Annotated in this window: 18 protein-coding genes and 1 pseudogene; 13 read left to right on the top strand and 6 right to left on the bottom strand. The window is 74.7% G+C overall.

Translation table 11 applies throughout. The annotated features are described in order from the left end of the window. From ACPCUX_RS18240 to ACPCUX_RS18215, 6 genes and pseudogenes are all read left to right on the top strand, one after another. Positions 1 to 308 (top strand): annotated as a pseudogene (locus ACPCUX_RS18240) (4-hydroxybenzoate polyprenyltransferase); the annotation flags it as partial. Next, on the top strand, positions 305 to 1219 hold the full coding sequence (locus ACPCUX_RS18235; RefSeq protein ID WP_253705675.1) for a sugar phosphate isomerase/epimerase family protein: 915 nt from the start codon (positions 305 to 307) through the stop codon (positions 1217 to 1219). The pseudogene ACPCUX_RS18240 and the gene ACPCUX_RS18235, both read left to right, overlap by 4 nt. Next, entirely contained in the window at positions 1216 to 1917 is a 702-nt protein-coding gene (locus tag ACPCUX_RS18230; RefSeq protein WP_423389340.1) for an EboA domain-containing protein, read from the top strand. Before ACPCUX_RS18235 ends, ACPCUX_RS18230 begins: the two co-directional genes overlap by 4 nt. Then, complete coding sequence (locus ACPCUX_RS18225) at positions 1917 to 2795, top strand: TatD family hydrolase (protein WP_043658812.1); 879 nt, start codon at positions 1917 to 1919, stop codon at positions 2793 to 2795. Before ACPCUX_RS18230 ends, ACPCUX_RS18225 begins: the two co-directional genes overlap by 1 nt. A gap of 17 nt (positions 2796 to 2812) precedes the next feature. Continuing rightward, entirely contained in the window at positions 2813 to 4081 is a 1269-nt protein-coding gene (gene eboE, locus ACPCUX_RS18220; RefSeq protein WP_423389339.1) for a metabolite traffic protein EboE, read from the top strand. Further along, positions 4078 to 5496 carry an alkaline phosphatase family protein gene (locus ACPCUX_RS18215; protein WP_168945261.1) on the top strand — a complete coding sequence of 473 codons (1419 nt, stop codon included), beginning with the start codon at positions 4078 to 4080 and terminating at the stop codon, positions 5494 to 5496. The genes eboE and ACPCUX_RS18215 overlap by 4 nt, the downstream gene beginning before the upstream one ends. Positions 5497 to 5507: 11 nt before the next feature. Here ACPCUX_RS18215 and ACPCUX_RS18210 read toward each other — a convergent pair whose 3' ends face one another. After that, positions 5508 to 6737, bottom strand: coding sequence for an alpha/beta hydrolase family protein (locus tag ACPCUX_RS18210; RefSeq protein WP_396050461.1), 1230 nt, complete (start codon positions 6735 to 6737; stop codon positions 5508 to 5510). 127 nt (positions 6738 to 6864) lie between these two features. Next, positions 6865 to 7413 carry a hypothetical protein gene (locus ACPCUX_RS18205; protein WP_043658818.1) on the bottom strand — a complete coding sequence of 183 codons (549 nt, stop codon included), beginning with the start codon at positions 7411 to 7413 and terminating at the stop codon, positions 6865 to 6867. A gap of 186 nt (positions 7414 to 7599) precedes the next feature. Between ACPCUX_RS18205 and ACPCUX_RS18200 the strand changes: the two genes are divergently transcribed. After that, complete coding sequence (locus ACPCUX_RS18200; RefSeq protein ID WP_114552979.1) at positions 7600 to 8655, top strand: PDDEXK nuclease domain-containing protein; 1056 nt, start codon at positions 7600 to 7602, stop codon at positions 8653 to 8655. 121 nt (positions 8656 to 8776) lie between these two features. Here the strand turns inward: ACPCUX_RS18200 and ACPCUX_RS18195 are convergent, their stop codons facing one another. After that, positions 8777 to 9469 (bottom strand): DUF4241 domain-containing protein, encoded by a 693-nt coding sequence (locus ACPCUX_RS18195; protein WP_163188632.1) that lies wholly within the window; start codon positions 9467 to 9469, stop codon positions 8777 to 8779. A gap of 186 nt (positions 9470 to 9655) precedes the next feature. Next, complete coding sequence (locus tag ACPCUX_RS18190; RefSeq protein WP_423389338.1) at positions 9656 to 13258, bottom strand: S8 family serine peptidase; 3603 nt, start codon at positions 13256 to 13258, stop codon at positions 9656 to 9658. A 297-nt stretch (positions 13259 to 13555) separates the two neighbouring features. On the opposite strand from ACPCUX_RS18190, the gene ACPCUX_RS18185 reads away from it, so the two are divergent. Both ACPCUX_RS18185 and ACPCUX_RS18180 read left to right on the top strand, forming a co-directional pair. Next, complete coding sequence (locus ACPCUX_RS18185; RefSeq protein ID WP_144721893.1) at positions 13556 to 14272, top strand: hypothetical protein; 717 nt, start codon at positions 13556 to 13558, stop codon at positions 14270 to 14272. Between the two features lie 114 nt (positions 14273 to 14386). Further along, complete coding sequence (locus ACPCUX_RS18180) at positions 14387 to 14830, top strand: OsmC family peroxiredoxin (protein ID WP_043658839.1); 444 nt, start codon at positions 14387 to 14389, stop codon at positions 14828 to 14830. Between the two features lie 97 nt (positions 14831 to 14927). Here the strand turns inward: ACPCUX_RS18180 and ACPCUX_RS18175 are convergent, their stop codons facing one another. Continuing rightward, positions 14928 to 15971, bottom strand: coding sequence for an NAD-dependent epimerase/dehydratase family protein (locus ACPCUX_RS18175; protein WP_423389337.1), 1044 nt, complete (start codon positions 15969 to 15971; stop codon positions 14928 to 14930). A 41-nt stretch (positions 15972 to 16012) separates the two neighbouring features. Then, positions 16013 to 16723 (bottom strand): TetR/AcrR family transcriptional regulator, encoded by a 711-nt coding sequence (locus ACPCUX_RS18170; RefSeq protein WP_085387337.1) that lies wholly within the window; start codon positions 16721 to 16723, stop codon positions 16013 to 16015. Between the two features lie 113 nt (positions 16724 to 16836). Here ACPCUX_RS18170 and ACPCUX_RS18165 point away from each other — a divergent pair, with 113 nt between their 5' ends. The 4 genes from ACPCUX_RS18165 (at position 16837) to ACPCUX_RS18150 (ending at position 25041) form a co-directional block, all read left to right on the top strand. Then, positions 16837 to 17712 (top strand): hypothetical protein, encoded by an 876-nt coding sequence (locus tag ACPCUX_RS18165; RefSeq protein ID WP_391512611.1) that lies wholly within the window; start codon positions 16837 to 16839, stop codon positions 17710 to 17712. Beyond that, positions 17709 to 19811, top strand: a complete 2103-nt coding sequence (locus ACPCUX_RS18160; RefSeq protein WP_423389336.1) for a YhgE/Pip family protein — start codon at positions 17709 to 17711, stop codon at positions 19809 to 19811. The genes ACPCUX_RS18165 and ACPCUX_RS18160 overlap by 4 nt, the downstream gene beginning before the upstream one ends. A gap of 328 nt (positions 19812 to 20139) precedes the next feature. Next, on the top strand, positions 20140 to 23058 hold the full coding sequence (locus ACPCUX_RS18155; protein ID WP_423389341.1) for an FAD-binding and (Fe-S)-binding domain-containing protein: 2919 nt from the start codon (positions 20140 to 20142) through the stop codon (positions 23056 to 23058). A gap of 183 nt (positions 23059 to 23241) precedes the next feature. After that, on the top strand, positions 23242 to 25041 hold the full coding sequence (locus ACPCUX_RS18150) for an oleate hydratase (RefSeq protein WP_043658371.1): 1800 nt from the start codon (positions 23242 to 23244) through the stop codon (positions 25039 to 25041). Positions 25042 to 25049: the final 8 nt, after the last annotated feature.

Here is a 25049-nt window from a genome sequence, read left to right as displayed (position 1 = left end):
ACGGCGTGATCGCGGCGTCGACCTGCCGGGCGCGCGTCGCGACGGCAGTCGCCGGGGTCGCGGCCGCGGGCGCCTACCTCGCGACGTGCCTGCCCCGGCAGGTCGACGCCGCGATCACGCCGTCCGCCCAGAACGCGTTCGCCGCGACCAAGGCCGGGATCCGCGCGATGCTGCCGCTGCAGGCGGCGTGGTCCGCGCGCGGGGGGAGCCTGGCGTCGGTGGGGGTGCTCGCGGGCGTCGAGGTCGCGGGCCGGCTGCTGCGCCGCGCGGGGCGGGCCCCGGGCCGCGCCGAGATGAGCGAGACGTGAGCGCGCCCGGCACCGCCGGCGGCACGATGCCCTTCACGCTCGGGTACGGCACGAACGGCTTCACCGACCACCCGCTCGACGTCGCGCTCGACGTGCTCGCCCACGAGGGGTACGGCGCCGTCGCGCTCACGCTCGGCTTCCCGCACCTCGACCCCTTCGCGGACGGCTGGGCGGACGAGGCCACGGCGCTGCGCGCGCGGCTCGCCGCGGCGCGCGACGGTGCGGGGATGCGCGTCGTCGTCGAGACGGGCACGCGGTTCCTCCTGGACCCGTTCCGCAAGCACCGCCCCACGCTCGTGGACGTCGAGGCCGACGCGCGGCTGCGGTTCCTGCGGCGCGCGGTCGAGATCGCCGCCGTGCTGGACGCGGAGTGCGTGTCCTTCTTCTCGGGGGTCCTGCCCGACGACGTGCCCCCCGCCGAGGGCTGGACGCTCCTGCGCGAGCGCCTGCCCGCGCTCGTCGAGCACGCGCGCGACCACGGCGTGCGGCTCTCGCTCGAGCCCGAGCCCGGGATGCTCGTGGAGACGGTGGGCGACGCGCTGCGGCTGCGCGACGAGCTGGGCGGCGACGGCGGCGACCTCGCGGACCTCGGGGTCACGGTCGACGTCGGGCACTGCCTCGTCGTCGAGCCCGACGGCGTGGTGGGCGCGCTGCGCGCGGCCGCGCCGTACCTCGCCAACGTGCAGCTCGACGACATGCCGCGCACCCACCACGAGCACCGCCCGTTCGGCGAGGGCGAGATCGACCTCCCGCTCGTGCTCGGCACGCTCGCCGACGTCGGGTACGCGGGCGTCACGGCGGTCGAGCTGCCCCGCCACTCGTACGACGCCCCCGGCCTCGCGCACCGCAGCATGACAGCGCTGCACCGCGCGTGGGACGACCGCCCCCACCACCCCCAGGAGGTGCCATGACCGAGACCACCCGCCCCGACGCCCGCACGGCGGACGGGACCGCCCCGGGCGAGCGCTGGCTCGCCGAGGCGCGCGCCGCCGTCGCGCAGGACCCCGCGGCCGTGACGCGCGCGTTCGCGCTCGCGGGCCGCCAGGTGGGCCGCGCGCCCGTCCGCCCGGACACCGACCCCGCGGGGGTCGTGCACGGGACGGTCGACGACGCCGCCCGCGCCGACCTCGTGGTCGCGCTCGCCGAGGGGGCGGGTCGCGGCGGGGCCGACGGCGAGGCCGCCCTCGCGGCGCGGCTCGCGGACCTCTACCAGCACGGCGACACCGCCGAGCGGCGCGGGGTCCTGCGTGGTCTCGACGCCCTCACGGAGCTCGGTGCGCTCGCGGAGGACGCCGCGCCGTCGGTCGTCGCGGTGGGCCGGGACCTCGCCGCGGACGCGCTCCGCACGAACGACCAGAGCCTCGTCGCGGCGGCCGTCGGGCCGTTCGCGGCCGCGCACCTCGACCCGCACGCGTGGCGCCACGCCGTGCTCAAGCTCGTCTTCATGGGCGTGAGCCTCGACGCCGTCGCCGGTCTCGACGACCGCGCGGACGACGAGCTCGCCCGCATGGCCCGCGACTTCGCCGCCGAGCGTCGCGCCGCGGGCCGCGTCGTGCCCGACGACGTCGCCCGCCTCGCCCCTGACGTCACCACCGGGAGGACCGCCTGATGCGCATCTTCGACCCCCACATCCACATGACCAGCCGCACGACCGACGACTACGAGGCCCTGTACGCCGCGGGCGTCCGCGCGCTCGTCGAGCCGGCGTTCTGGCTGGGCCAGCCGCGCACGAACGTGGGGTCGTTCCTCGACTACTTCGACGCGCTCCTGGGCTGGGAGCGGTTCCGGGCCGCGCAGTTCGGCATCCGCCACCACGCGACGATCGCCCTCAACCCCAAGGAGGCGAACGACGCGCGGTGCCGCGAGGTGCTCGACGAGATCCCGCGCTATCTGCTCAAGGACGGCGTCGTCGCCGTCGGCGAGGTCGGGTACGACTCGATGACTCCCGAGGAGGACGAGGTCTTCTCGCGCCAGCTCCAGATGGCCCGCGACGCGGCGCTGCCCGTGCTCGTGCACACGCCGCACCGCGACAAGCTGTCGGGGACGCGGCGCACGCTGGACGTCGTGCGCGAGTCGGGGATCGCGCCCGAGCACGTGCTCGTGGACCACCTCAACGAGACCAACGTCGCGCTCGTGCTCGACGCGGGCGCGTGGGCGGGGTTCTCGATCTACCCGGACACGAAGATGGACGAGGACCGCATGGTCGCGATCCTCCAGGAGCACGGCACCGAGCGGATGATCGTGAACTCCGCCGCCGACTGGGGCCGCTCCGACCCGCTCAAGACGCTCAAGACGGGGCAGGCGATGCTCGCCGCGGGCTTCACCGAGGACGACGTCGACCGGGTGCTGTGGCGCAACCCGGTCGAGTTCTACGGGCAGTCGGGCAACCTCGTGCTGGACCCGGTCCCCGGGTTCGTCGAGGGCGACCTCCCCACCCCGGGCGTGGAGTTCGAGGGCTCGTCCGTGCTGCGCGGCGCGCGGGCGTAGCGCGGGAGGGCGCCACCATGCTGCTGTCGTACTGCACCAACGTCCACCCGGCCGAGCACCTCGACGGGGTGCTCGACCAGCTCGTGCGCTACGCCGCGCCCGTGCGCGAGGCCGCGGGGCTGGACGTGCTCGGCGTCGGGCTGTGGATGCCGGCCGTGCTCGCGCACCGCCTCGCGGGCTCGCCCGACGACCGCGTGCGCCTGCGCGCCGTGCTCGACGAGCACGGCCTCCAGGTCCACACGCTCAACGCGTTCCCGTACGGCGGCTTCCACGCCGACGTCGTCAAGCTCGACGTCTACACGCCCACGTGGGCCGACCCGGAGCGGCTCGCGTACACGCTCGAGTGCGCCGAGGTGCTCGCGGAGCTCCTGCCCGACGGCGTCGCCGGGTCGATCTCGACGCTCCCGCTCGCCTGGCGCGAGCCGTGGACGGACGCCGACGACGACGCCGCGTCGCGCGCGTTCGCCGCGCTCGGGGAGGGCCTGCGCGACCTGCGCGAGCGCACGGGCAAGGTCGTGCGCGTCGCGGTCGAGCCCGAGCCGGGCTGCGTGCTCGACACGGTGGACGACGTCGTGGCCTGGCTCGCGGCGCGCACCGGGCCGGACGTGCCGGCGGACCGGCGCATCGACCCCGAGCACGTGGGCGTGTGCCTCGACACGTGCCACCTCGCGGTGTCCTTCGCGGACCGCCGCGCGGGGACGGCCGCGACGGTGCGCCGCATCACCGACGCGGGCCTGCGGGTCGTCAAGGTGCAGGCGTCGGCCGCGCTGCACGTCGCGGACCCGGCCGACGACGCGGCGCGCGCCGCCGTCGGCGCGTTCGCCGAGCAGCGGTACATCCACCAGGTGCGCGAGCTCACCGCGGGGGGCGACGTGCTCGCCGCCGACGACCTGCCCGACGCCCTGGACGGCGCGCTGCCCGCGGAGGGACCGTGGCGCGTGCACTTCCACGTGCCCCTGCACCACGAGCCCGCCGCGCCGCTCGCCGCGACGACGGACGTGCTGCGCGCGGCGGTCGACGCCGTCCGCGCGGCGCCGCACGGGGACGAGGCTCACCTCGACGTCGAGACGTACACGTGGGCCGTGCTGCCCGAGGGGGCCGCGACCGACTCGCTCGTCGCCGGCATCGCGGCCGAGCTGCGCTGGGCGACGAACCACCTCGCCGCGACCCACCTCGTCGCGGCGCACGACGTCGCTGCCGCCGGGACGGCGCGCACCGAACCACCCTCGGGACCGACCGCGGACGACGCCGCCGCCGACCCGGGCACGACCAGGAGGACCGCATGAAGCCCGTGCTGCTGCTCGACGTCGTCGGGCTCACCTCGACCGCGCTCGCCCACATGCCGCGACTGCGCCAGCTCGCCGCGAGCGGCTGGCAGTCCGAGCTCGCGACGGTGCTGCCCGCCGTGACGTGCAGCGTCCAGTCGACGATGCTCACGGGGCTCAGCCCTGCCGAGCACGGGATCGTGGGCAACGGCTGGTACTTCCGCGAGCTCGGCGACGTCTACCTGTGGCGCCAGCACAACCGCCTCGTCGAGGGGGAGAAGCTCTGGGAGGCCGCGCGCCGGACGCACGGCGAGTACTCGTCGGCGAACGTCTGCTGGTGGTACGCGATGGGCATGACGACGGACGTCACCGTCACGCCGCGCCCGATCTACCACGCGGACGGCCGCAAGTCCCCGGACGCCTACGTGCGCCCGGCGGCGCTCCACGACGATCTCGTCGGCCGGTTCGGCGAGTTCCCGCTGTTCACCTACTGGGGCCCGACGGCGGACATCACCTCGTCGCGGTGGATCGTCGACGCGACGCGGCACGTGCTGCGCACGCACGCGCCCGACCTCACGATGGCGTACGTCCCGCACCTCGACTACGACCTGCAGCGGTTCGGGCCCACGTCGCCGCAGGCCGACGCCGCGGCGGCCGAGCTCGACGCGACGCTCGCGCCGCTGCTCGACGACGCCGCGAACCAGGGCGTCACCGTGCTCGTCGTCTCCGAGTACGGGATCGCGGACGCCGACCGGCCCGTGCACCTCAACCGCATCCTGCGCCGGGAGGGCCTCCTCGAGGTCTACGTGCAGGACGGCAAGGAGCAGCTCGACCCGTGGACGTCGCGCGCGTTCGCCGTCGCGGACCACCAGGTCGCGCACGTGTACCTCGGCGACCAGCAGGACCCGGCGCTCCGGCGGCGGGTCACGGACCTGCTGCGCGGCGTCCCCGGGGTCGACGAGGTGCTCGACCGCGAGGCGCAGGCGCGGTACGGGCTCGACCACGAGCGGTCGGGCGACCTCGTCGTCGTCGCGGAGCCCGGCGCGTGGTTCACGTACTACTTCTGGCTCGACGACGCCCGCGCGCCCGAGTACGCGCGCGGCGTCGACATCCACCGCAAGCCCGGCTACGACCCCGCCGAGCTGTTCTTCGACCCGGCGGACCGGCTCGCGAAGGCGAAGGCCGGCCTCAACCTCGTGAAGAAGAAGGTGGGCCTGCGGTACGCGATGAGCACCGTGCCGCTCGACGCGTCGTACGTCAAGGGCTCGCACGGGCGGCTCCCCGACTCCTCCGCCGACACGCCGCTCGTGATCTGCTCGGACGCGGAGGTGCCGGCGTCGGTCGCGGGTGTGGTGGAGAGCGGGTCCGGGCAGGTCCCGGCCGCTGCCATCAAGGGCCTCGTGCTCGAGCTGCAGGGCCTCGGCGTCCGGGTCTGACGGTCCCCGCACTACCGGGCGAGGCGCTCGTCGAGCCAGTCGAGCACGCGCTGCTCGACGAGCGCCCGCCCGAGGGGCTCGCAGTGCCCGCTCGCGCCCTCGTCGTCGCTGAAGGTGACGAGCGTCGCCCCGGGGACGAGCCCGGCCAGCCGCTCCGGCTGGCCGGGCCAGAACTGCTCGTCCTCCGGGCTCGTGACGAGCAGCGGCGTCGTGACCTGAGCGGCGACGTCGGAGGCGTCGTACCGGCGGACCTCGCGCAGCGTCGCGGCATACCCCTGCTCGCCGTACGGGCGCGCGCGGAAGCGCCACGTGCGGGCGGCGCCCTTCGACAGGCGCAGGCCGAGCGCCATGTCGCGGTCGAACGCGTGGTCGTCGCCCTTGTCCAGGAGCTTGAGGAGGCTCTTCGGCACCTCGCGCTCCCACGAGGTGGCCACGTCGACCACCCCTGGGTCGACGACGGCCGCGGCCGGGCGGTGCTCGAACGCGAGCGCGCGCGTGACCCAGTAGCCGCCCTGGCTGATCCCGTAGACCGCGACGCGGCCGGGGTCGACGTCGGCCCGCGCGACGACCGCGTCGAGCACGGGCGTGAGGACCGCCTCGAAGTCGGGACGGAACGGGACCCCGTGCTCGAAGAGCACCGACTGCTGGCCCGGGCCGTCGAACACGAGCGCGTGGTACCCGCGGCGCACCGCCCCGGACACGACGGCCGACCACAGCGACGGCAGCGAGCCGTCCGAGCCGTTCACCGCGACGACGACGGGCCCGCGCACCCCGGGGTCGACGCCCGGGGCGCGGAACAAGTACCCCGGGAGCGTCGTGCCCTCGTAGGGGATCGGGAGGCGCTCGACGTCGAGGTCCACGAGGTCGACCCAGCGGTCCCACGCCGCACGGTGCTTGCGGAACGTCGGCAGCAGCGGCGCGTCGTCCTCGAGCCCGGCCACCGCGTTCACCGCGACGCCGAGGTAGGTCGCCGCACGCAGGTACGCGGAGGCGGCGCTCACGCGGTGCCCGCGCGCCGCGCACGACTCGCCGGTCGCGGCCAGGCGGTCGCCGAGCGCGTCCCAGGCGCGGAACCACGCACGGTGGTCCGTGCCGACGTCGGCCACGGCCGCGAGCACCTCGCCGGCGTCGGCGGCGCCGCTGAACGCTCCGCCGAGGACCGTGCGGATCTCGAAGTCGAGGTCGGGGTCGTGGGAGAAGCGTCCGGAAAGGCTGCTCCGGTGCGAGCCGTGCCCGGTCATGGGGTGCCCCTGCCGTCCTGGGAGGTACGGAACCCCACCCAGGCTAGGAGCGGTCGGGCGCTGGCGCGCGGCGAGGGACGGACGCGCGTGGTCGTGCGCGGTCGGTGCGGGGGTGCAGGACGGCGGGTCAGGCGCGGGTGACGGCACCCACGACGAGCGTCGCGACGACGCCCAGCACGAAGACGGCGGTGCACACGCCGCCCACGACCCGCGCTGCGCGCAGCCCTGCGGGGGCCGGCGCGTCGCCCGGGTCGAGGAACCCGACGAACGCCGACCCGGCGTACGAGGGCCGGATCGGCACGTGGAACTGACGGACGTCGTGGTCGGTCAGCGCCGGCGGCGGCTGGTGCGCGAGCGCCGCCTCGACGCGACGGCGGCGCAGGCGACCGACCTGCAGCACGTACCCCGCGAGGACGCCGTACTGGCTGAGGTAGAACAGGCCCAGCGCGAGCACCGTCGTCCCGAGGCAGACGCCCGTCGCGGACCGCATCGACACCAGCAGGGCCACCCCGCCGGCGGTGAGCGCGGCGCCAAGGAGCAGCCACAGGGGCAGGACGGCCCAGGAGCCCGAGCGGTCGTCGGCGTACGGCGAGGCGGGCTGCGCCGGACGGCTCGAGTCCGCGAGCTGGTCCGCGAGCCGGCTCGCGGACGGCTTCTCGTCTTCCCACCAGGCCATCGGGCCCCTCCTTCGTCGCGGGTCGGTACCCGTGCGGGAACGGTAGCCGTCCCCGGGCTCCCGTTCCATGGGGAGCCTTCCCCACGCGTGTCCGGGCGGCCGTGGAGGCCGAGCAGATCCGTGGCCTCGCGACGACATGGTCGAGCCAGAACGGGCCACCCGGCGTGGGGCAGGATGTCGCGCATGATGTCGTCGGGGAGCGAGTTGGAACCAGTCGGATACGCCGAGCTCCTGGCCGATCTGAAGGCGCGGGTCCGCGCGACGCGGTTCCGTGCCGCGCGAGCGGCGAACACCGAGGTGCTGCGGCTGTACTGGTCGGTCGGGCGCGACATCCTCGACCGGCAGCGCCAGGCGGGCTGGGGCAGCAAGGTCGTCACGTCGTTGGCCGCGGACCTGCAGCGCGAGTTTCCCGACCAGCGCGGCTGGTCACGGTCGAACCTGCTCTACATGCGCCGGGCGGCGGAGGCGTGGCGGACCGAGGACGAGTTCGTCCAACAACCCGTTGGACGATTGCCGTGGGGGCACGTCACCGTCCTGCTCGATCGGCTCACGACCCGCGAGGAGCGCGACTGGTACGCCGCGAGTGCCGCAGAGTACGGCTGGTCGCGCGCGGTGCTCGAGCACCAGATCAAGGCCGACCTGCGGCGCGCCGTCGGTGCTGCGCCCACCAACTTCACCGAGGCGCTCGAGGCTCCGGACTCTGAGCTGGCGCAGCAGCTGGTCAAGGATCCGTACGTGTTCGAGCACCTCGCGCTGGTCGAACGGGTGGCAGAGCGGGACGTCGAGCAGGCGCTCATGGACCGGCTGCAGGACACGATGCTCGAGCTCGGTCGCGGCATGGCGTTCGTCGGGCGCCAGGTGCGCCTCACCGTGCCGGACGACGCGAGCGACCGGGTGGACGAGTTCTACGTCGACCTGCTGTTCTTCCACGTCGAGCAGCTGCGGTACGTGGTGGTCGAGCTCAAGATCGGCCAGTTCGAGCCGGCGCACGTCGGTCAGCTCGGTACGTACGTCGCGATCGTCGACGATCAGTTCCGCCGGCCCGAGATCCACGCCCCGACGATCGGGATCCTGCTGTGCACGGGCAAGACCGGCCCGACGGTGCGGTACGCGCTGGCCGGCACCCGGGTGCCGATCGCCGTCGCGGACTACCAGGGCTTGCCCGAGGACGCCCGCGGCGTGCTGCCCAGCGCGGCCGAGCTCGAGGCGGTCATCGAGGACGAGCTCGATCACCGGGCCTGAGCGCTCAGAAACCTCTCCGACCAGCACGAACGAACGGAGAGGTGCGTGCTCCGAAGGCGCGAGTCCGCAGGACGAGGAGCGCGACCCGCAGGAGCTGGCCGACCCTCCATCATCAGTACAACTAGTCGTCGTCCTCGTCGTCGGGCAGCGCGACGAGCAGGTCGAGGTGCAGCCCGAGCACCGTGCCGTCCGCGGCGACGGTCCGCACGAGCGGGTAGAAGCCGTCGCCCCAGCCGGAGTGCGCGAGCACGACGTTCTCGCCGTCCTGCGCGCCGGGCAGCAGGATGTTCGCCGACCCCTCGCGCAGGTGGTCGGGGGAGTCCGTGAGCGCGAACCAGCTCGTGTCGGTGCCGTCGTCGAACACCTCGTCGTACCAGTCGCCCTCCGGCATGAGCCGGGCGACGGCGTCGGCGTCGGCGAAGGCGACCGTCCCGGCGTCCACCGGCACGCCGTAGGCGGCGCCCGCCTCCGGCGGGCCGTCCGCGCCCTCGGGGACCACGGGCTCGACGGCGGCGACCTCGCCCTCGGCGAGCACGACGCTCAGGTACGCCTCGCGCAGGTGGGAGCCGTCCTGCTCGTCGGAGACGTCGGCGACGGTGACGCGCACCGGGTACCGCCCCGGCTCGACCGGCACGACGAGCCCGTGGCCGAGCAGCGTGAACGGGTCGGACGCCTCCAGGCGCCCGCTGGGGAGCACGAGCTCGCCCAGGTCGTGGACCGTGAGGGTGTAGTCGGGGCCGTCGGCTGCGCCTGTGCCGACGGCGGGGCCGGGGCGCAGGGCGAAGAACGTGTCGGGGGAGGGGAAGTCGCTCACGCCCGCGAGCGTAGCGGGCCGCGCCCACGCGGACGGCGGGGCCACCGCGCGGCGGCCGGCATACCCCGGCGGCGGCGGGAACCACGACGCGGCCCCGGACATGCCGACGGCGCCCGGTCCGTGGGGACCGGGCGCCGTCGGGGGGTGTCGCTCGAGCGTCCGCGAGGAGCGCTCAGGCGGCGGGCCTCACGAGCAGCTCAGCGCCTCGTAGTCGGCGTCGTAGGTCGTGGTGACCTCTTCGCCGTCGATCTCGGCGGTGAGCGTGGCCGTCACCGAGCCCGCGTCGAACGACGCGGCGCGCGACGAGAACGACCGGTAGGCGTTCTTGCCGTCCTTGACGTTCGGGAACGTCTTCTCGCCGTACGGCGTGGTCACGACGACGTCGGCCGTCGCGCCCGACTCGTTGAGCACGCGCACCGCGACGTGGGCCTTCCCGCCGAGGCAGCGGGCCTCGGCCGTGACGGTCGCGTCGACGACGGCAGACGTCGTGACGTCCACGGTCTGCCAGCGCGAGGTCGGCGTCGCGTTGTGCAGGTGCAGCAGCAGGAGCTTCCCGCTGCCGGCCTCGACCGCCGACTCCGAGCGGTGCACGGTGATCGGCGCGTCGTCGGCCCCGACGTAGACGAGCTCGCCCTCGCCCCCGAACCAGTAGGCCGGGTCGTACGGGTCGGCCGTGAACGTCTCGCTCGCGTCGACGAGCTGGTCGGCGGCCTGCGAGTACGGCGAGTACGTGAGGACCTGGAAGGTCGGCACGTCGCCCTCCTCGATGCCGAGCGACCCGATGCCGACCGGGATGACGACGACGTTGTTGTCGAACACCGAGGTGTCGACGTCGCCCCACACCGAGTTGACCGGCTGGAGGTCGACGTTGTCACCCGCCTCGTACTCGGTGCCGTCGGGAGCCGTCCAGTCCTTGAGCGTGTACGTGGCGGCGAGCGTGAGGTCGGTCTCGGCGTTGTACTTCACCGCCGCGACCTCGAAGTCGGCCGAGCCGTCGGAGTCGACGTCGATCTCGACCGCGGGGATCGAGACGGAGCCGAGGCTCGCCCACTCCCCGTCCATCGCGACGCCGATGCCCATGACGCCGTCGGCGGGGTCGCCCCCGGCCGCGGCCTCCTGCGGCGCCGTGGACGCGAAGCCGACGGCGCGCACGTCGGCCGCCGCGATGGCCGACGCCGAGGCGCCCACCGCCGCGTCCGCCTCGAGGCGGGGGCTCGTCGTCTTGAGCTCGAACGGCGCGACGATCGACGTCCAGCCGCCGGAGGCGACGCCGCGGCCGTCGAGGTCGAGCTCGGCGGTCGTCGCGGTGCCCGGGAAGGCGACAGGCTTGCCGGACAGGTCGCTCACGAGCCGCGGCGACGCCTGCACGGGGACGCGCAGCTCGCTGCCGCCGTCCGTCGGGGTGAGGACCACGCGGCCGCTCACCGAGGACACGAAGTCGCGCGGCACGCCGACGCCGGAGTCGGCCGACGACGTCGGGTCGAGCTCCTTGGCGAGCGTCGCCGGGTCGGCCGTGAGGGTCACGGTGACGACGGTGCGCTGGCCGGCGGGGACGGTGATCGACGCGGGCGCGACGGAGACGGTGGCGCCGCTGGCCGTGCTCGACTGCGTGAATCCGGTCGAGTACGTCTTCGGGGTGTCGCCGGTGTTCTGCACCGTCACGGTCTTGCGGACCGTGACCGGGTCCGCACCCACGGGCACGACGCCGAACGCGACGGAGACCTGGTCGGAGTCCTGCGACGCGTAGGCGAGGGTCGTGTTCGTGGCCGCGTCGACGGCGTCGACCCGGCCGGAGCCCACGCGCTCGGGACCGTACGCGGTGCCCGTGCCCGAGGGGCCGGTGAAGACGTCGTGCGTCGCGGTGTTCATGACCGACGCCTTGACCTCGGCCGGAGCCCAGCCCGGGTGGGCCTGCTTGACGAGGGCCGCGATGCCCGCGACGTGCGGGGTGGCCATCGAGGTGCCGGACTTGATGCTCGCGCCGACCAGGCGGCCGGACGCGACGGACGCGATGCCGGTGCCGGGTGCCGCGACGTCGGGCTTGGCGACGCCGAGCGAGCCGTGCACGCCGCGCGACGAGCCGCTGTTCAGCGTGTCGCCGATCTCCGGGATCGAGACGAACGACGACAGCGCGAGCGACGGGCCGACGGTCAGCGTGACCTCGCCGGCCTCGATCGCCGGGCGCAGCGCGGCGTGGCTCGGGCCCGTGAGCTGCGCGCCGGGGATGCCGGGGTTGCCCGCGATGCCCGCGACGAACGACGACAGCTCGGAGGACAGCAGCACGCCGACGGCGCCCGCGGCCTCCGCGTTGTTGAAGCGTGCGGCGCTGCCGCACGCACGGGTCGCGTCGTCGTCGTCCCAGTAGAGGAACGCGATCTTGCCCGCGACGGCCGCCGCCTGCTCGGGCGTGAACGGATCGCAGCCGGAGAAGTCGTCCGCGACGAACGCGACCGGGGCCGTGACGTCCGCGGTGCCCGCGTACGCCTGGGAGTTCTGCGCCGGGTACGTGCCGGCGAGGGACTCCGGCGCCTCGACGCGGACCGCGTCGAACGTCTGCGTGTCGCCGACCGAGTTCGCGACCGTCAGCGCGGTGCGCGCGTTGCCGGGCGAGCCGCCGACGTCGGTCACGTCGCCCGCGTTGCCCGACGCGATGACGGACAGCGTGCCCAGGCGCGAGAGCTGGTCGATGAAGAGGTTCTCCGGGTCGTCCGCGGGCGAGCCGTCGGAGCCGAGGGAGAGGTTGACGATGTCGAGGCGGTCGGACAGGTCGCCGTCACCGTTCGGGTCGGCCGCCCACTCGAGCGCGTCGACGACGACGCCCGTCGAGCCGCCGAGGTCACCGAACACCTTCAGCGCGTAGATGCCCGCCTCGGGCGCGGAGCCCGGGCCGACCTGCCAGTCGGAGATGTCCGTGAGCGTCGAGTAGTCGCCGTCGAACGTCTCGCCGTCGGCCGTGACGCCGTACGCCGCCGTCGTGCCGGCCACGTGCGAGCCGTGGCCCGAGCCGACCGAGTCGAGCGAGTCGATGGGGTTCTCGTCGGGCGTCGGCACGAGCGTCGTGCCGGGGACGGTGCCGCTCGCGTCGTAGTCGTACCCGGCGAAGTCGTGGCCGCCGAGGAACTTCAGCTCGTCGTACGTGCCCTCGGGGACCGGGCCGGTGCCGCGGTCGCCGTAGGCCTCGTCGAACGCCTCCTGCGTGCCGGGGCCGCCGAACGCCTTGTGGGTGTAGTCGACGCCGGTGTCGATGATGCCGATGCGCACGCCCTCGCCGGTGAGGCCGGTGCTCTGCCACGTCTCGAGCGCGCGCGTGAACACGTCCGTGCCCTTGTTCGCGGGCTTCTTGGGGATGATCCGGTAGACCGTGCGGACCGAGGCGTCGCGCGCGAGGTCGCGCACGCGGGCCGCGTCGCCCGTGACGACGACGCCCGCGACGAGCGTGCTCGTGACCGACACCTGCTGCGGGTTGCGCGCGCCCGCGCTGCGGGCGGTCGCCTGCTGCGGGACGACGTCGTCCGCGAGCTGCGCGACCTCCTGCGCGTTGGCCTCGACCTCGTCGGGGCTCGCGCCCTGCGCCGTGAGGTCGACCGCCGACGGCGCATCGAGCTCGACGAACGCGGTGACCGTGCCGGTCGCCTTGGCGAGCGACGGCGCGACCTTCTCGGTCGGCTCGAGGGACGCGCCCGACTGCACGCCGAAGGCGTTGCCGGGGTCGGGCGGCGGGTCCGCGGCGGCGGGCGCGGCGGCGGCCGCGACGACCGCGAGGCTCGCGGCGGCGGCCGTCAGTGACACGGGTAGAGAACGGTGCTTCATCGACACTCATCTCCCCGGCAGTGCCGGTTCGGCGAAGGGTTCGTGGATGGGTCCTTCCCAGCGGTCTCGCCCGGGTGGGACCGAGGCCACCCGAGCACGGTAACCAACGACCGCCCGACCTGCCCAGCGGCAGGGGACCTCTGCCGGGCCCCGGGGGACCGTCCGCCCTAGGATGCGGGCGGGGTCACGGGACGTGGCCGTCCTGTGGGAGTCCCCTTCCCGCGTCAGGTCCACGGGGTGCGAACCCGGGGGCGTGGCCCACGCAGAAGGAGAACCATGACCAGCACTCCGCTCCGCGCCCTGTCCGCAGGCCTCGTCGCCGGTCTCGTGCTGGTCGGCGCCGTCGCCGGCCCGGCGCTCGCCTCGCCGTCGGGCGTCCGGGCCGCCCCGGGGGACGACCTCGCTGCGGTCCCGCTCGCCGACCAGCCCGTCGCGACCGGCGAGAGCTGCGCCGTCGAGGCCCAGCCTCTCCTCCCCGGCGAGGACCCTGCCGCGCTGCCCGCCGCACCCGAGGTGTGCTTCGGCTCGTTGGAGGAGGCGCTCGAGTTCGTGTCCGGGGACGAGGTGGCGCCGTCGCGCCTCGCGCGCGCCACGCGGGCCGACGTCGACGGCCTCGTCGGCGAGCTCAACGCGACCACGACGGCGGGCCCGCGGGCCGCGGCGGAGCGGGCGACGACGGCCGCGGCCGGCTCGATCGTGCTCGGCGTGCTGTGGCGGGACCCGAGCTACAAGGGCGCGTCGAAGGTGCTCTACGGGTCGGGTACGAACGGGTGCCACACCGGGTCGACGTACGGGTTCCCGAACCTCGCGAACCTCCTCATGAACAACGTCGTCTCCTCGGCGTCGACGTACGCCGGGTGCTGGGTGACGCTCTACGACTCCTACTCCTACGCGGGGACGAAGAAGAACTGCACGCCGCACTGCGCGAGCCTCGGCTCGTTCGACGACCGCGCGTCGTCGGTCGTCTACCGCCCCGCGGGCAGGCTCGGCTGAGCGCGCCGCGTGACGCAGACCTCACGCACCCCGTCCCGGCGGGGCGCGGCGCGGCGGGTTACGGTCGGGGCACCGGGTCCTGCCCGGGACCCACGACGTCGAAGGAGATCTCGCATGCCCACCCGTATCGCACGCACCGCCTGGAACGGCGGCCTCCAGGACGGCCAGGGCCAGGTCGAGCTCACGAGCTCGAAGGTCGGGACGTACGACGTGTCCTTCCCGCGTCGCGCCGCCGACGACGCGGGCGGGGTCACGAGCCCCGAGGAGCTCATCGCCGCCGCGCACTCGTCCTGCTACGCGATGCAGTTCTCCGCGCTGCTCGGCGAGGCCGGCGCGACGCCCGTGTCGCTCGAGGTCACGGCGGAGGTCACCCTCGCGCCGGACCCGGCGGGCGGCTTCCAGATCCCGGAGATCGCGCTGACCGTCCGCGGCGAGGTCGAGGGCATCGACGCCGCCGGCTTCCAGCAGGCGGCGGAGGCGGCCAAGGCCTCGTGCCCCGTCTCGAAGGCGCTCGCGGGCGTGCCGACGATCACCCTGGACGCCACGCTCGAGAGCTGACCCCGGCACCGACGACGGACCCCGGGTCGCGCACCGCTGGACGGCGCGCGACCCGGGGTCCGTCGTGTCGGGGGCGAGGCCCCGCGTGCCGGTCCGGTCAGCGGGGGAGGAGCGGGGGCGAGGACGTCCCGGCGCCCGCCCGGATGCCGTCGACGAGCTCGGCGAGCGTGTCCTTCGCGCCGTGCACGGGGCGCCAGCGCAGCAGCTCCGTCGCGAGCTCGGTGTCGAGCACGGGCACGCGCATCGCCATGTCGAGCCAGCCCTCGCCGACGGGTGCGAGGCGCGCGCGCCACGCGACGGCGACGGCGGTCCGCGCGGTCGCGTAGGGCACGGTGCGCAGCGAGCCGTCCGCGACGACGTCGGCGACGTCCTGCGCCGTGAGCACCGTGGGGTGGGCGACGTTGAACGGCCCGGGGTGCCGGCCCACGACGATCCGCGCGTACGCGTCCGCGAGGTCGTCGGCGTGCACGACCTGGAGCCGCAGGCCGTCGGGCAGCGGGACCGTCGGGAGCGGGTCGCGACGCAGCACGCGCGTGCCGAGCGGGCCGAGGAAGTACCGCGCGATCTCGGAGCCCGCGTCGCGCTGGAACACGAGCGCCGAGCGGACGCGCGAGACGACGATCCCCGTCTCCCGGTCGAGGTCGTCGAGCAGCGTCTCGACGGCGGCCTTGTCCTCCGAGTACGACGAGCCCGGGACGCCCTCGACGGGCCAGCCCTCGTTCACCGGGGTGTCGCGCGCGTCTCCCGCGTACGGGGCGGGGGAGTAGGCGCCGACGGACGACGCCACGACGACGTGCGCGACGCCCGCCCGCTGCGCCGCCTCGACGACGCGGCGCGTGCCCTCGACGTTGACGCGCCGCAGCCGCTCGCGGTCGTGGCTCGGCTGGATCGCCCACGCGAGGTGCACGACGACGTCCGCTCCCGCGAACGCGGCGTCGAGCCGATGGTCCGCATCGGAGGCCGCGACGTCCGCGTACCGCCAGGTCGCGACGTCGTGCGGGAAGCGCACCGTGCTCGACCCGTCGGCGCGCGGCACGCGCCGAGCGACCGCCACGACGGACGTCACGACCGGCTCCTCCGCGAGCCGGCGCAGGACCGCCGTGCCGACGTTCCCGCTCGCTCCGACGACCACCACGCGCATGCGCTGCCTCCCGACCTCGTCCGCTGCCCGTCGCCCCGACGCTAGCCCGCCGCGGGCGAGTTCGCCCGGGCGATGGCCAGGACGGCGCCGCGCGCGGGCTCGGGGAGCTCGGGCACGAGCACGACGGCGCTCGCGAGCACGAGGCTCTCGATGTCCGCGCGGCTCAGGTCCCCGCCGCCGAGCCACGCGGCCGTGACGTTCTCCACGAGCGCGACCCAGCCCGCGGCGAGCAGCCGGAGGCGGGGCGTCGTGGGCAGCGCGTCCGTCGTGGTGGCGCTCACGGTCGAGGTCAGGCGCGCGACGAGGCTGTCGCGGACGCGCGCGAGCGCCTCCTGGGTGGCGTCGTCCTCGGCGAGCACCCCGCGCCACAGGTCCTGCCAGACGAGCCGGCGCGCCTCGACGGCGTCGAGGTAGGAGGCGACGGCGAGCGCCGGGCGCTCGACGAGGGGACGATCGTCCGGTGCGACCGTCGCCGCCTCGAGCTCCGCCACGGCCTCCAGCGCGACGGCCCGGCGCAGCCCGGCCGTGGACGCGAAGTAGTGGAAGACGAGCGCCTTCGACGCCCCCGAGCGGGCCGCGACGGCCGCCGGGGTCAGGGCGTCGAGGCCGTGCTCGTCGGCGTGGCGCGCGGCCGCGTCGAGCAGCTCGCGCCGTCGGTCGGCGGGCTCGCGCCGCCGGCGGGCGCCGCCCGGCCGGGCGCGCACGGAGCCGTCGGCGCCGAGGGGTCCGGCGGGGGTGGGCGTGCGAGGCATGACACCGTTCTACGCTGTTGTTGACCACGAGTCAACAAGAGGCGTAGCGTTGTTGACCGTGAGTCAACGGCGCCCCGGGGCAGGCCCGGGACGCCACGGAGGGGAAGAACCGGATGCAGATCACGCTGACGGACGTGCGCGTCGACGGGCGGCGCGAGCCCATGCTCGAGCCGATGGACCTCGCCTGGTCCACGGGGGAGTGCGTCCTCGTCGCCGGGGAGCCCGGGCACGGGCACACCGCGCTCGCCCTCGTCGCCACCGGCCGCTTCGACCCGTCCGCGGGGGAGGTCCGCCTCACCCCGGCGAGCACGCCGTCGCACCGCTCCGGCCGCCCCGCGCGCGGCGCCGCCGCGACCCTGCGCGACGTGACCGCCGTCGTCGACGTGCCCGGCATCAGCGAGCCCGACGACGCGCTCACCGTGGCCGACGTCGTCGCCGAGGGCCTCGCGCTCGCCGGCCGCCGCTCGCTGCCCACCGACGTGACCCGCTGGCTCGCCGACCACTCCCTCACCACCGACCGGGCGCGGCGCCTCGACCAGGTGCCGGGGGTCGTGCGCACCGCGCTGCTCGCGGCGCTCGCGGCCGAGGACCCGGACGTCCGGTTCCTCGTGCTCACGCTCCCCGACCGGCACGGGGGAGAGCCGTCGGGCTGGTGGGAGGTCGCGCAGAGCCTCGCCGGCGCCGGGTACGGCGTGCTCGTGCAGTGCACGCGCGCCTCGGCCCGCGACCTCGGCGTGGACCTCCCGCCCGCGCGCGGCGCGTCGATCCACCAGCCGCCGGCCGTCGTGCTGCGCACGCGCCCCGAGCCGCCGCGCGACCCGGACCCCGCGCCGGACCCGGACCCGGACCTCGCGTCGGACCCCGATCCCGCGCCGGGACCGGACCCCGCGCCTGAGCCGGACCCGGCTCCCGAGCAGCCCGTCCCCGCCGCCGCGCCCACCACGACCGACGAGCCCGCCGCCCCGCACGACCCCGAGGAGGACCGATGACCGCGATCCGCCTCGGGCTGTCCGAGCTGCGCCGCCTCGCCGCGGGCACGCTGCCCCGCCTCGCGATCCTCGCGATGGCGCTCATCCCCACGCTCTACGCGGGCCTCTACCTGTTCGCGAACCACGACCCGTACGACAAGCTCGACGAGATCCCCGCCGCGCTCGTCGTGCTCGACGAGGGCACGACGACCACCGACGCCCAGACGGGCGCGACGACGCGGCGCGACTTCGGGCGCGACGTCGCCGACCAGCTGCTCGACGACGGCGGCTTCGGCTGGGTCGAGACCAGTCAGGTCGACGCCGAGTACGGGGTCCGGTCCGGGCGGTACGACGCCGCGCTCGTCATCGGCCCGACCTTCTCGGCGGACCTCGCGTCCGCGGGCGAGTTCGAGCCGCAGCAGGCGAGCCTCACGCTCATCACCAACGACGCGAACAACTACCTCGCGCGGACGATCGCGGACCAGATCGTCGGCAAGGTGCGCGACTCGATCGCCGAGCAGGTGGGCACGGAGGCGGCCGACACGTTCCTGCGCGGCTTCGCGTCCATCCACACCAACCTCGCCGACGCCGTGGACGGCGCGGACCAGCTCCTCGACGGGTCGACGCAGCTCCGCGACGGCCTCGTCACCGCGGACGACGGCGCGCACACCCTCGCCGACGGCGCGGGCCAGGCCGCCGACGGCGCCGAGCGTCTCGACGCGAGCACCGGGACGCTCGCGGACGCCGTCGGGCAGCTCGACGACGGCGCGGAGGCGCTCGCGTCCGGGCTCGGCACGCTCCGGGGCGCGACGTCGTCCCTGCCCGCCCAGACCCAGCAGCTCGCCGACGGCGCCGCGCAGGTCGCGGACGGGAACGCGCAGGTCGCGCAGTACGGGCAGCAGGCGGCCGCGGCCGCGGGCGAGGTCCTCCCGACGCTCGACACGATCCGCGGCGACGTCGACGCCCGGCTCGACCAGCTCGTCGCCGACGGCGTCATCGACGAGGCGACCGCGGACCAGGTGCGGGCGCAGGTCGGGCCCGTGCTCGACCAGCAGCGCGAGCAGGTGCAGGGCGCCGTCGACCAGGTGACCGCCGCGTCCGGGAAGCTCGACCAGCTCGCGGACGGGTCGCGCCAGGTGTCCGACGGCGCGGCCCGGCTCGCGGGCGCGACGCCGCAGCTGACCTCCGGCATCGCGAGCGCCGCCGACGGCGCGGACCGCCTCGCCGACGGCACCGGACAGCTCGCCGCCGCGACCCCGCAGCTCGTGGACGGCGTCTCGCAGCTCGCCGACGGCACGCGCCAGGTGTCCGACGGCGCGACCTCTCTCGCGGACGGTACGGCGCAGCTGCGCGACGGCTCGGGCGAGCTCGTCGACGGCGTCACGCAGCTCCGCGACGGGCTCGCCGAGGGTCTCGGCCAGGTGCCGGACCTCGACGAGCAGACCCGCCAGGACACCGCCGAGACCATCGGCAACCCCGTGTCCGTGAAGAGCGACGCGCTGTCGTCCGCGGGCACGTACGGCGGCGGCCTCGCGCCGTTCTTCCTGTCGCTCGCGACGTGGATCGGCGCCTACGTGCTCTTCCTGCTCGTGCGCCCGCTGTCGTCGCGGGCCCTCGCCGCCGGGAGGTCGGGCCTGGCCACCGCCCTGGGCGGGTGGCTCACCCCGGCCGCGATCGGCGTCGTGCAGGTCGCCGCGATGTTCACCGTGACGAAGTTCGCGCTCGACATCGACCCGGTCCACGGGGTCGGGACCGCGCTGTTCCTCGTGCTGGTGTCGGCGACGTTCGTCGCGATCCTCCAGGCGCTCAACGTCTGGCTCGGCGCCGCGGGCCAGTTCCTCGGGCTCGTGCTCATGCTCGTCCAGCTCGTCACCGCGGGCGGCACGTTCCCCTGGCAGACGATCCCCGAGCCGCTGCGCTCCATGCACCGGTTCCTGCCCATGACGTACGCGGTCGAGGGCCTGCGCCAGCTCCTCTACGGCGGCAACATGGCGACGGTCACGCGCGACGTCACGGTGCTCGTCGTCGTGCTGGTCGCGGCCCTGGCCCTGACGACGGTCGCCGCCCGCAAGCAGCGCGTCTGGACGATCAAGAAGCTCCAGCCAGAGCTCGTCCTCTGACCTCGACGCCGCGTGGTCCTGCGCCGAGCAGGCGGTCTGGGCTGGTCCGGGCGGTCTGACGAGCCATGACCGCCTGTTCGGCCAGCCGGGAACGCCTGGTCGGCGGGCCACGGGGCGGACGGGGCGGAGGGTCGGGGGCAGGGGGTGCGACAATCGCGACGTGTCCGCTGAGATCGACGCCACCCCGACCCCCGCCCCGCAGCACCACGGGAACGGCTCGCGGCGGTCCGGCTCCCGCGCGACGACGTCGCCGGAGGCGGAGCGCGCCGCTGCCGTCCGCGAGGCGGAACGGGCGGCCGACGCCGCGCGCACGGCGCTCGCGGACGCGCTGCGGACGGTCGTGCGCGGCACGGTCGACACCGCGACGCGACGCCGCGCGGAGTACTCGACCGACGCGTCGAACTACCGCGTGGTGCCCGAGGCCGTGGTCTACCCGCAGGACGCGGACGACGTCGTCGCCGCGCTGGACGTGCTGCGCGAGCTCGAGGTGCCGGTCACGGCGCGCGGGGCGGGGACGTCGGTCGCGGGGAACTCGATCGGCCCGGGCGTGGTCCTGGACTTCACGCGGCACGTGAACCGCGTGCTCGACGTCGACCCGGAGGCGCGCACGGCGCGCATCGAGCCGGGCGTCGTCATGTCGACGCTTCAGCAGGAGGCGGCGCCGCACGGGCTGCGGTTCGGCCCGGACCCCTCGACGCAGAACCGCGCGACGCTCGGCGGCATGATCGGCAACAACGCGTGCGGGCCGCACGCCGTCGCGTACGGGCGCACGGTCGACAACGTCCTCGCGCTCGACGTCGTCGACGGCCGCGGGCGCCGCTTCACGGCCGGCAAGGGCGACCCGACGTTCGCGGCGGTCCCCGGTCTGGCGGAGCTCGTCCGCGAGAACCTCGCGCTCATCCGCACGGAGTTCGGGCGGTTCGGGCGCCAGGTGTCGGGCTACTCGCTCGAGCACCTGCTGCCGGAGAACGGGTCGGACCTCGCGAAGGCGCTCGTCGGCACCGAGGGCACGCTCGTGACGATCCTCGAGGCCACGGTGCGCCTGGTGCCGGTGCCGTCCAAGCCGACACTCGTCGTGCTGGGCTACCCGGACATGCCGTCCGCGGCCGACGACGTCCCGACCTTCCTCGGCCTCAGCCCCCTCGCGGTCGAGGGTCTCGACGCGCGGCTCGTCGACGTCGTGCGCCGCGCCAAGGGCGACGCGTCCGTGCTGCCGCTGCCCCCGGGCGCCGGCTGGCTCATGGTCGAGGTCGGCGGCACGACCCCCGAAGAGGCGATGGCGAACGCGGAGGCGATCGTCGCGGCGTCGGGCAGCGAGGCCACGATGATCCTGCCCGCGGGCCCCGAGGCGACCAAGATGTGGCAGATCCGGGCCGACGGCGCAGGGCTCGCCGGGCGCACGCCCGCGGGCGAGCAGGCGTGGCCGGGCTGGGAGGACTCCGCCGTCCCGCCGGAGAAGCTGGGCGACTACCTGCGCGACCTCGACGCGCTCATGGCGCGCTACGGCGTCGACGGCCTGCCGTACGGGCACTTCGGCGACGGGTGCGTGCACCTGCGCATCGACATCCCGCTCGAGGCGTCGGGGTCGGTGCTGCGCACGTTCATGCTGGAGGCGGCCGAGCTCGTCGCGAAGTACGGCGGCTCGCTCTCGGGCGAGCACGGCGACGGCCGCGCACGCTCGGAGCTGCTCCCGGTCATGTACAGCCCCGAGGCGATCGCGCTCATGGAGCGGTTCAAGGCGCTGTTCGACCCGCAGGACGTGATGAACCCGGGCGTGGTGGTGCGTCCGAGCGCCGTCGACGACGACCTGCGCCGCCCGCACGCGCACCCGCTGCTGTCGAAGGTCGGTGCGCCGGGGACGCCCGGGACGAGCACGGCCGCGCCCGCGAAGGTCACGAAGATCTCGCGTCGCGCCGGCTACCAGGGCTTCTCGTTCGCGCACGACCACGGCGACATGACGCAGGCCGTGCACCGGTGCGTCGGCGTCGGCAAGTGCCGCGCCGACACCAGCGCCGCGGGCGGCTTCATGTGCCCGTCGTACCAGGCGACGAAGGACGAGAAGGACGTCACGCGCGCCCGCGCCCGCGTGCTCCAGGAGGCGGTGAACGGCACGCTCGTCGGCGGTCTCGCGGCGCCCGAGGTGCGCGAGTCGCTCGACCTGTGCCTGTCCTGCAAGGCGTGCTCGAGCGACTGCCCCGCGGGCGTCGACATGGCGCAGTACAAGTCCGAGGTCCTGTACCGGACGTACCGCGGCAAGCTGCGCCCCGTCGACCACTACTCGCTCGGCTGGCTCCCGGTCTGGGCGCGCCTCGCGACGGGCATGCCGCGCCTGGCCAACAAGCTGCTCGGGTTCCGGCCGCTCGCGAAGGCGGTCCTGTGGGCGGGCGGCATGGACACGCGCCGCTCCATGACGGAGTTCGCCGAGGTGCCGTTCCGCACGTGGTGGAGGCGCGGCGGCGCGACCCAGGGCGTGCCCGGCCTGCGCATCGGGCAGCAGCCCGGCCGCCCCGTGCGCGACGAGCGCCCGAAGGTCGTCCTGTGGACCGACTCGTTCAGCGACAACATGTCGCCGGGCGTGCCGCAGGCCGCAGTGAAGGTGCTCACCGCGGCGGGGTACGACGTCGTCGTGCCCGACGAGCAGGCGTGCTGCGGCCTCACGTGGATCAGCACGGGCCAGCTCGACGGCGCTCGCAAGCGCCTGGAGAACCTGCTGTCCGTGCTCGGCCCGTACGCCGTGAACGGCATCCCGATCATGGGGCTCGAGCCGTCGTGCACGGCCGTGCTGCGCTCCGACCTCGTGGACCTGTTCCCCGACGACCCGCGCGCCCAGGCGGTCTCCGCCGCGACGCGCACGCTCGCCGAGCTCCTCACCTCGGTCGACACCGCGCCCGGGCGCGAGTCCGGGTGGCGTGTGCCGGACCTCTCGGACGTGACCGCCGTCGTGCAGCCGCACTGCCACCAGCACTCGGTGATGGGCTTCGCCGCCGACGAGCGCCTGCTGCGCGACGCGGGCGCGACCATCAAGGTCCTCGCCGGCTGCTGCGGTCTCGCAGGCAACTTCGGCATGCAGAAGGGCCATTACGAGACGTCGGTCGCCGTCGCGGAGAACGCGCTCCTGCCCGCGCTGCGCGACGCCGCCCCCGGCGACGTATACCTCGCGGACGGGTTCTCGTGCCGCACGCAGGCCGACGATCTCGCCGGCGTGCAGGGCAAGGCTCTCGTCGAGCTGCTCGCCGAGCGGCTCTGAGCCCGTCGGGCGGCCGACGGCGCACAGCCGCCCGGGCGGCCGCCCCGGCCCCGCACGGGCGCGCGTCCCCGTGGGGTGCGTCCAGGCACCGAGGTGCGGTCCCTCGACCCCGGCGCGAGCATGGCAGGGGAGCACCACCGCGGGCGGTGCTCCGTCCACGTCGTCGGCGGTGAGGGGCAGGCCATGTACTACTCCAGCGGCAACTACGAGGCGTTCGCGCGGCCGCGCAGGCCGGAGCGGACGGACCGGCTCGGGTCCGTGCACCTGGTGGGAGCGGGCCTCGCGTCGCTCTCCGCGGCGGGCTTCCTCGTCCGCGACGGCCAGGTGCCGGGGGAGAAGATCACCGTCTACGAGCGGCTCCGGCTCCCCGGCGGCGCGCTCGACGGCATCAAGGAGCCGCGGCGCGGGTTCGTGATCCGTGGCGGGCGCGAGCTCGAGGACCACATGGAGTGCCTGTGGGACCTGTTCCGCTCCGTCCCGTCGATCGAGACCGAGGGCGTCTCGGTCCTCGACGAGTTCTACTGGCTCAACAAGGATGACCCGAACTTCTCGCTCCAGCGCGTCACCGAGCACCGCGGGAAGGACGCGCACTTCGACAACCTGTTCCGCCTCGACGAGAAGGCGCAGAAGGAGATCACGAAGATCTTCCTCGCGCGCCGCGAGGACATGGAGGGGAAGTCGATCGAGGACGTCATGTCGCGGCACTTCCTCGACAGCCAGTTCTGGCTCTACTGGCGCACGATGTTCGCGTTCCAGGAATGGCACAGCGCGCTCGAGTTCAAGCTCTACCTGCACCGGTTCATCCACCACGTCGGTGGCCTGCCCGACCTCTCGGCGCTCAAGTTCACCAAGTACAACCAGTACGAGTCGATGGTGCTGCCGCTCACGCGCTGGCTCATGGACCAGGGCGTGACGTTCCGGTTCCACGTCGAGGTCACCGACGTCGACTTCGACCTCGCCCCGGACCGCAAGGTCGCCACGCGGCTGCACCTGCTGGACCACGCGGCGGCCCACGAGTCCGGCGGGGCCGCCGTCGAGCGGACGATCGACCTCGGCGAGGACGACCTCGTCATCGCGACCATCGGCTCGCTCACCGAGAACTCCGACAACGGCGACCAGCACACGCCCGCGCGCCTCGACACGGGGCCCGCGCCCGCGTGGGACCTGTGGCGGCGCGTCGCGGCCAAGGACCCGTCGTTCGGCCGGCCCGACGTCTTCAGCACCGACATACCGCTCACGAAGTGGCAGTCCGCGACCGTCACGACGCTCGACCGACGAATCCCCGAGCACATCGAGCGCATCTGCAAGCGCGACCCGTTCAGCGGCAAGGTCGTCACGGGCGGGATCGTCACCGCGCGCGACTCGGCGTGGCTGATGAGCTGGACCGTCAACCGGCAGCCGCACTTCAAGGCGCAGTCGCCCGACGAGATCGTCGTGTGGGTCTACGGCCTGTTCGTGGACACGCCGGGCGACTACGTGAAGAAGTCGCTCCAGGAGTGCACGGGCGAGGAGATCACGCAGGAGTGGCTCTACCACCTCGGCGTGCCGGAGGCCGACATCCCGACCCTCGCCGCCGAGGCCGCGAGCTGCGTGCCCGTGATGATGCCGTACGTCACGGCGTTCTTCATGCCCCGGCACGCGGGCGACCGGCCCCAGGTCGTGCCCGACGGCGCACGCAACTTCGCGTTCATCGGCCAGTTCGCGGAGACCACCCGGGACACGATCTTCACCACCGAGTACTCCGTGCGCACCGGCATGGAGGCGGCCTACCAGCTGCTCGACCTGGAGCGCGGCGTGCCCGAGGTGTTCAACAGCACGTACGACGTCCGCAAGCTGCTCGCCGCGGTGAGCGCCCTGCGCGACGGCGAGGAGCTCGACATCCCCGGGCCGCGGATCCTGCGCGACCGGCTCCAGAAGAAGGTGGACGCCACCGAGATCGGCGAGCTCCTCGCCGAGTTCAGCCTCCTGTCCCACGACGAGTGACCTCGCGG

Source organism: Cellulosimicrobium sp. AB352 (assembly GCF_049538415.1).
GTDB lineage: Bacteria > Actinomycetota > Actinomycetes > Actinomycetales > Cellulomonadaceae > Cellulosimicrobium > Cellulosimicrobium funkei.
The sequence above is the reverse complement of the archived record's forward strand: the minus strand, read 5'-3'. Positions and strand labels throughout refer to the sequence as shown.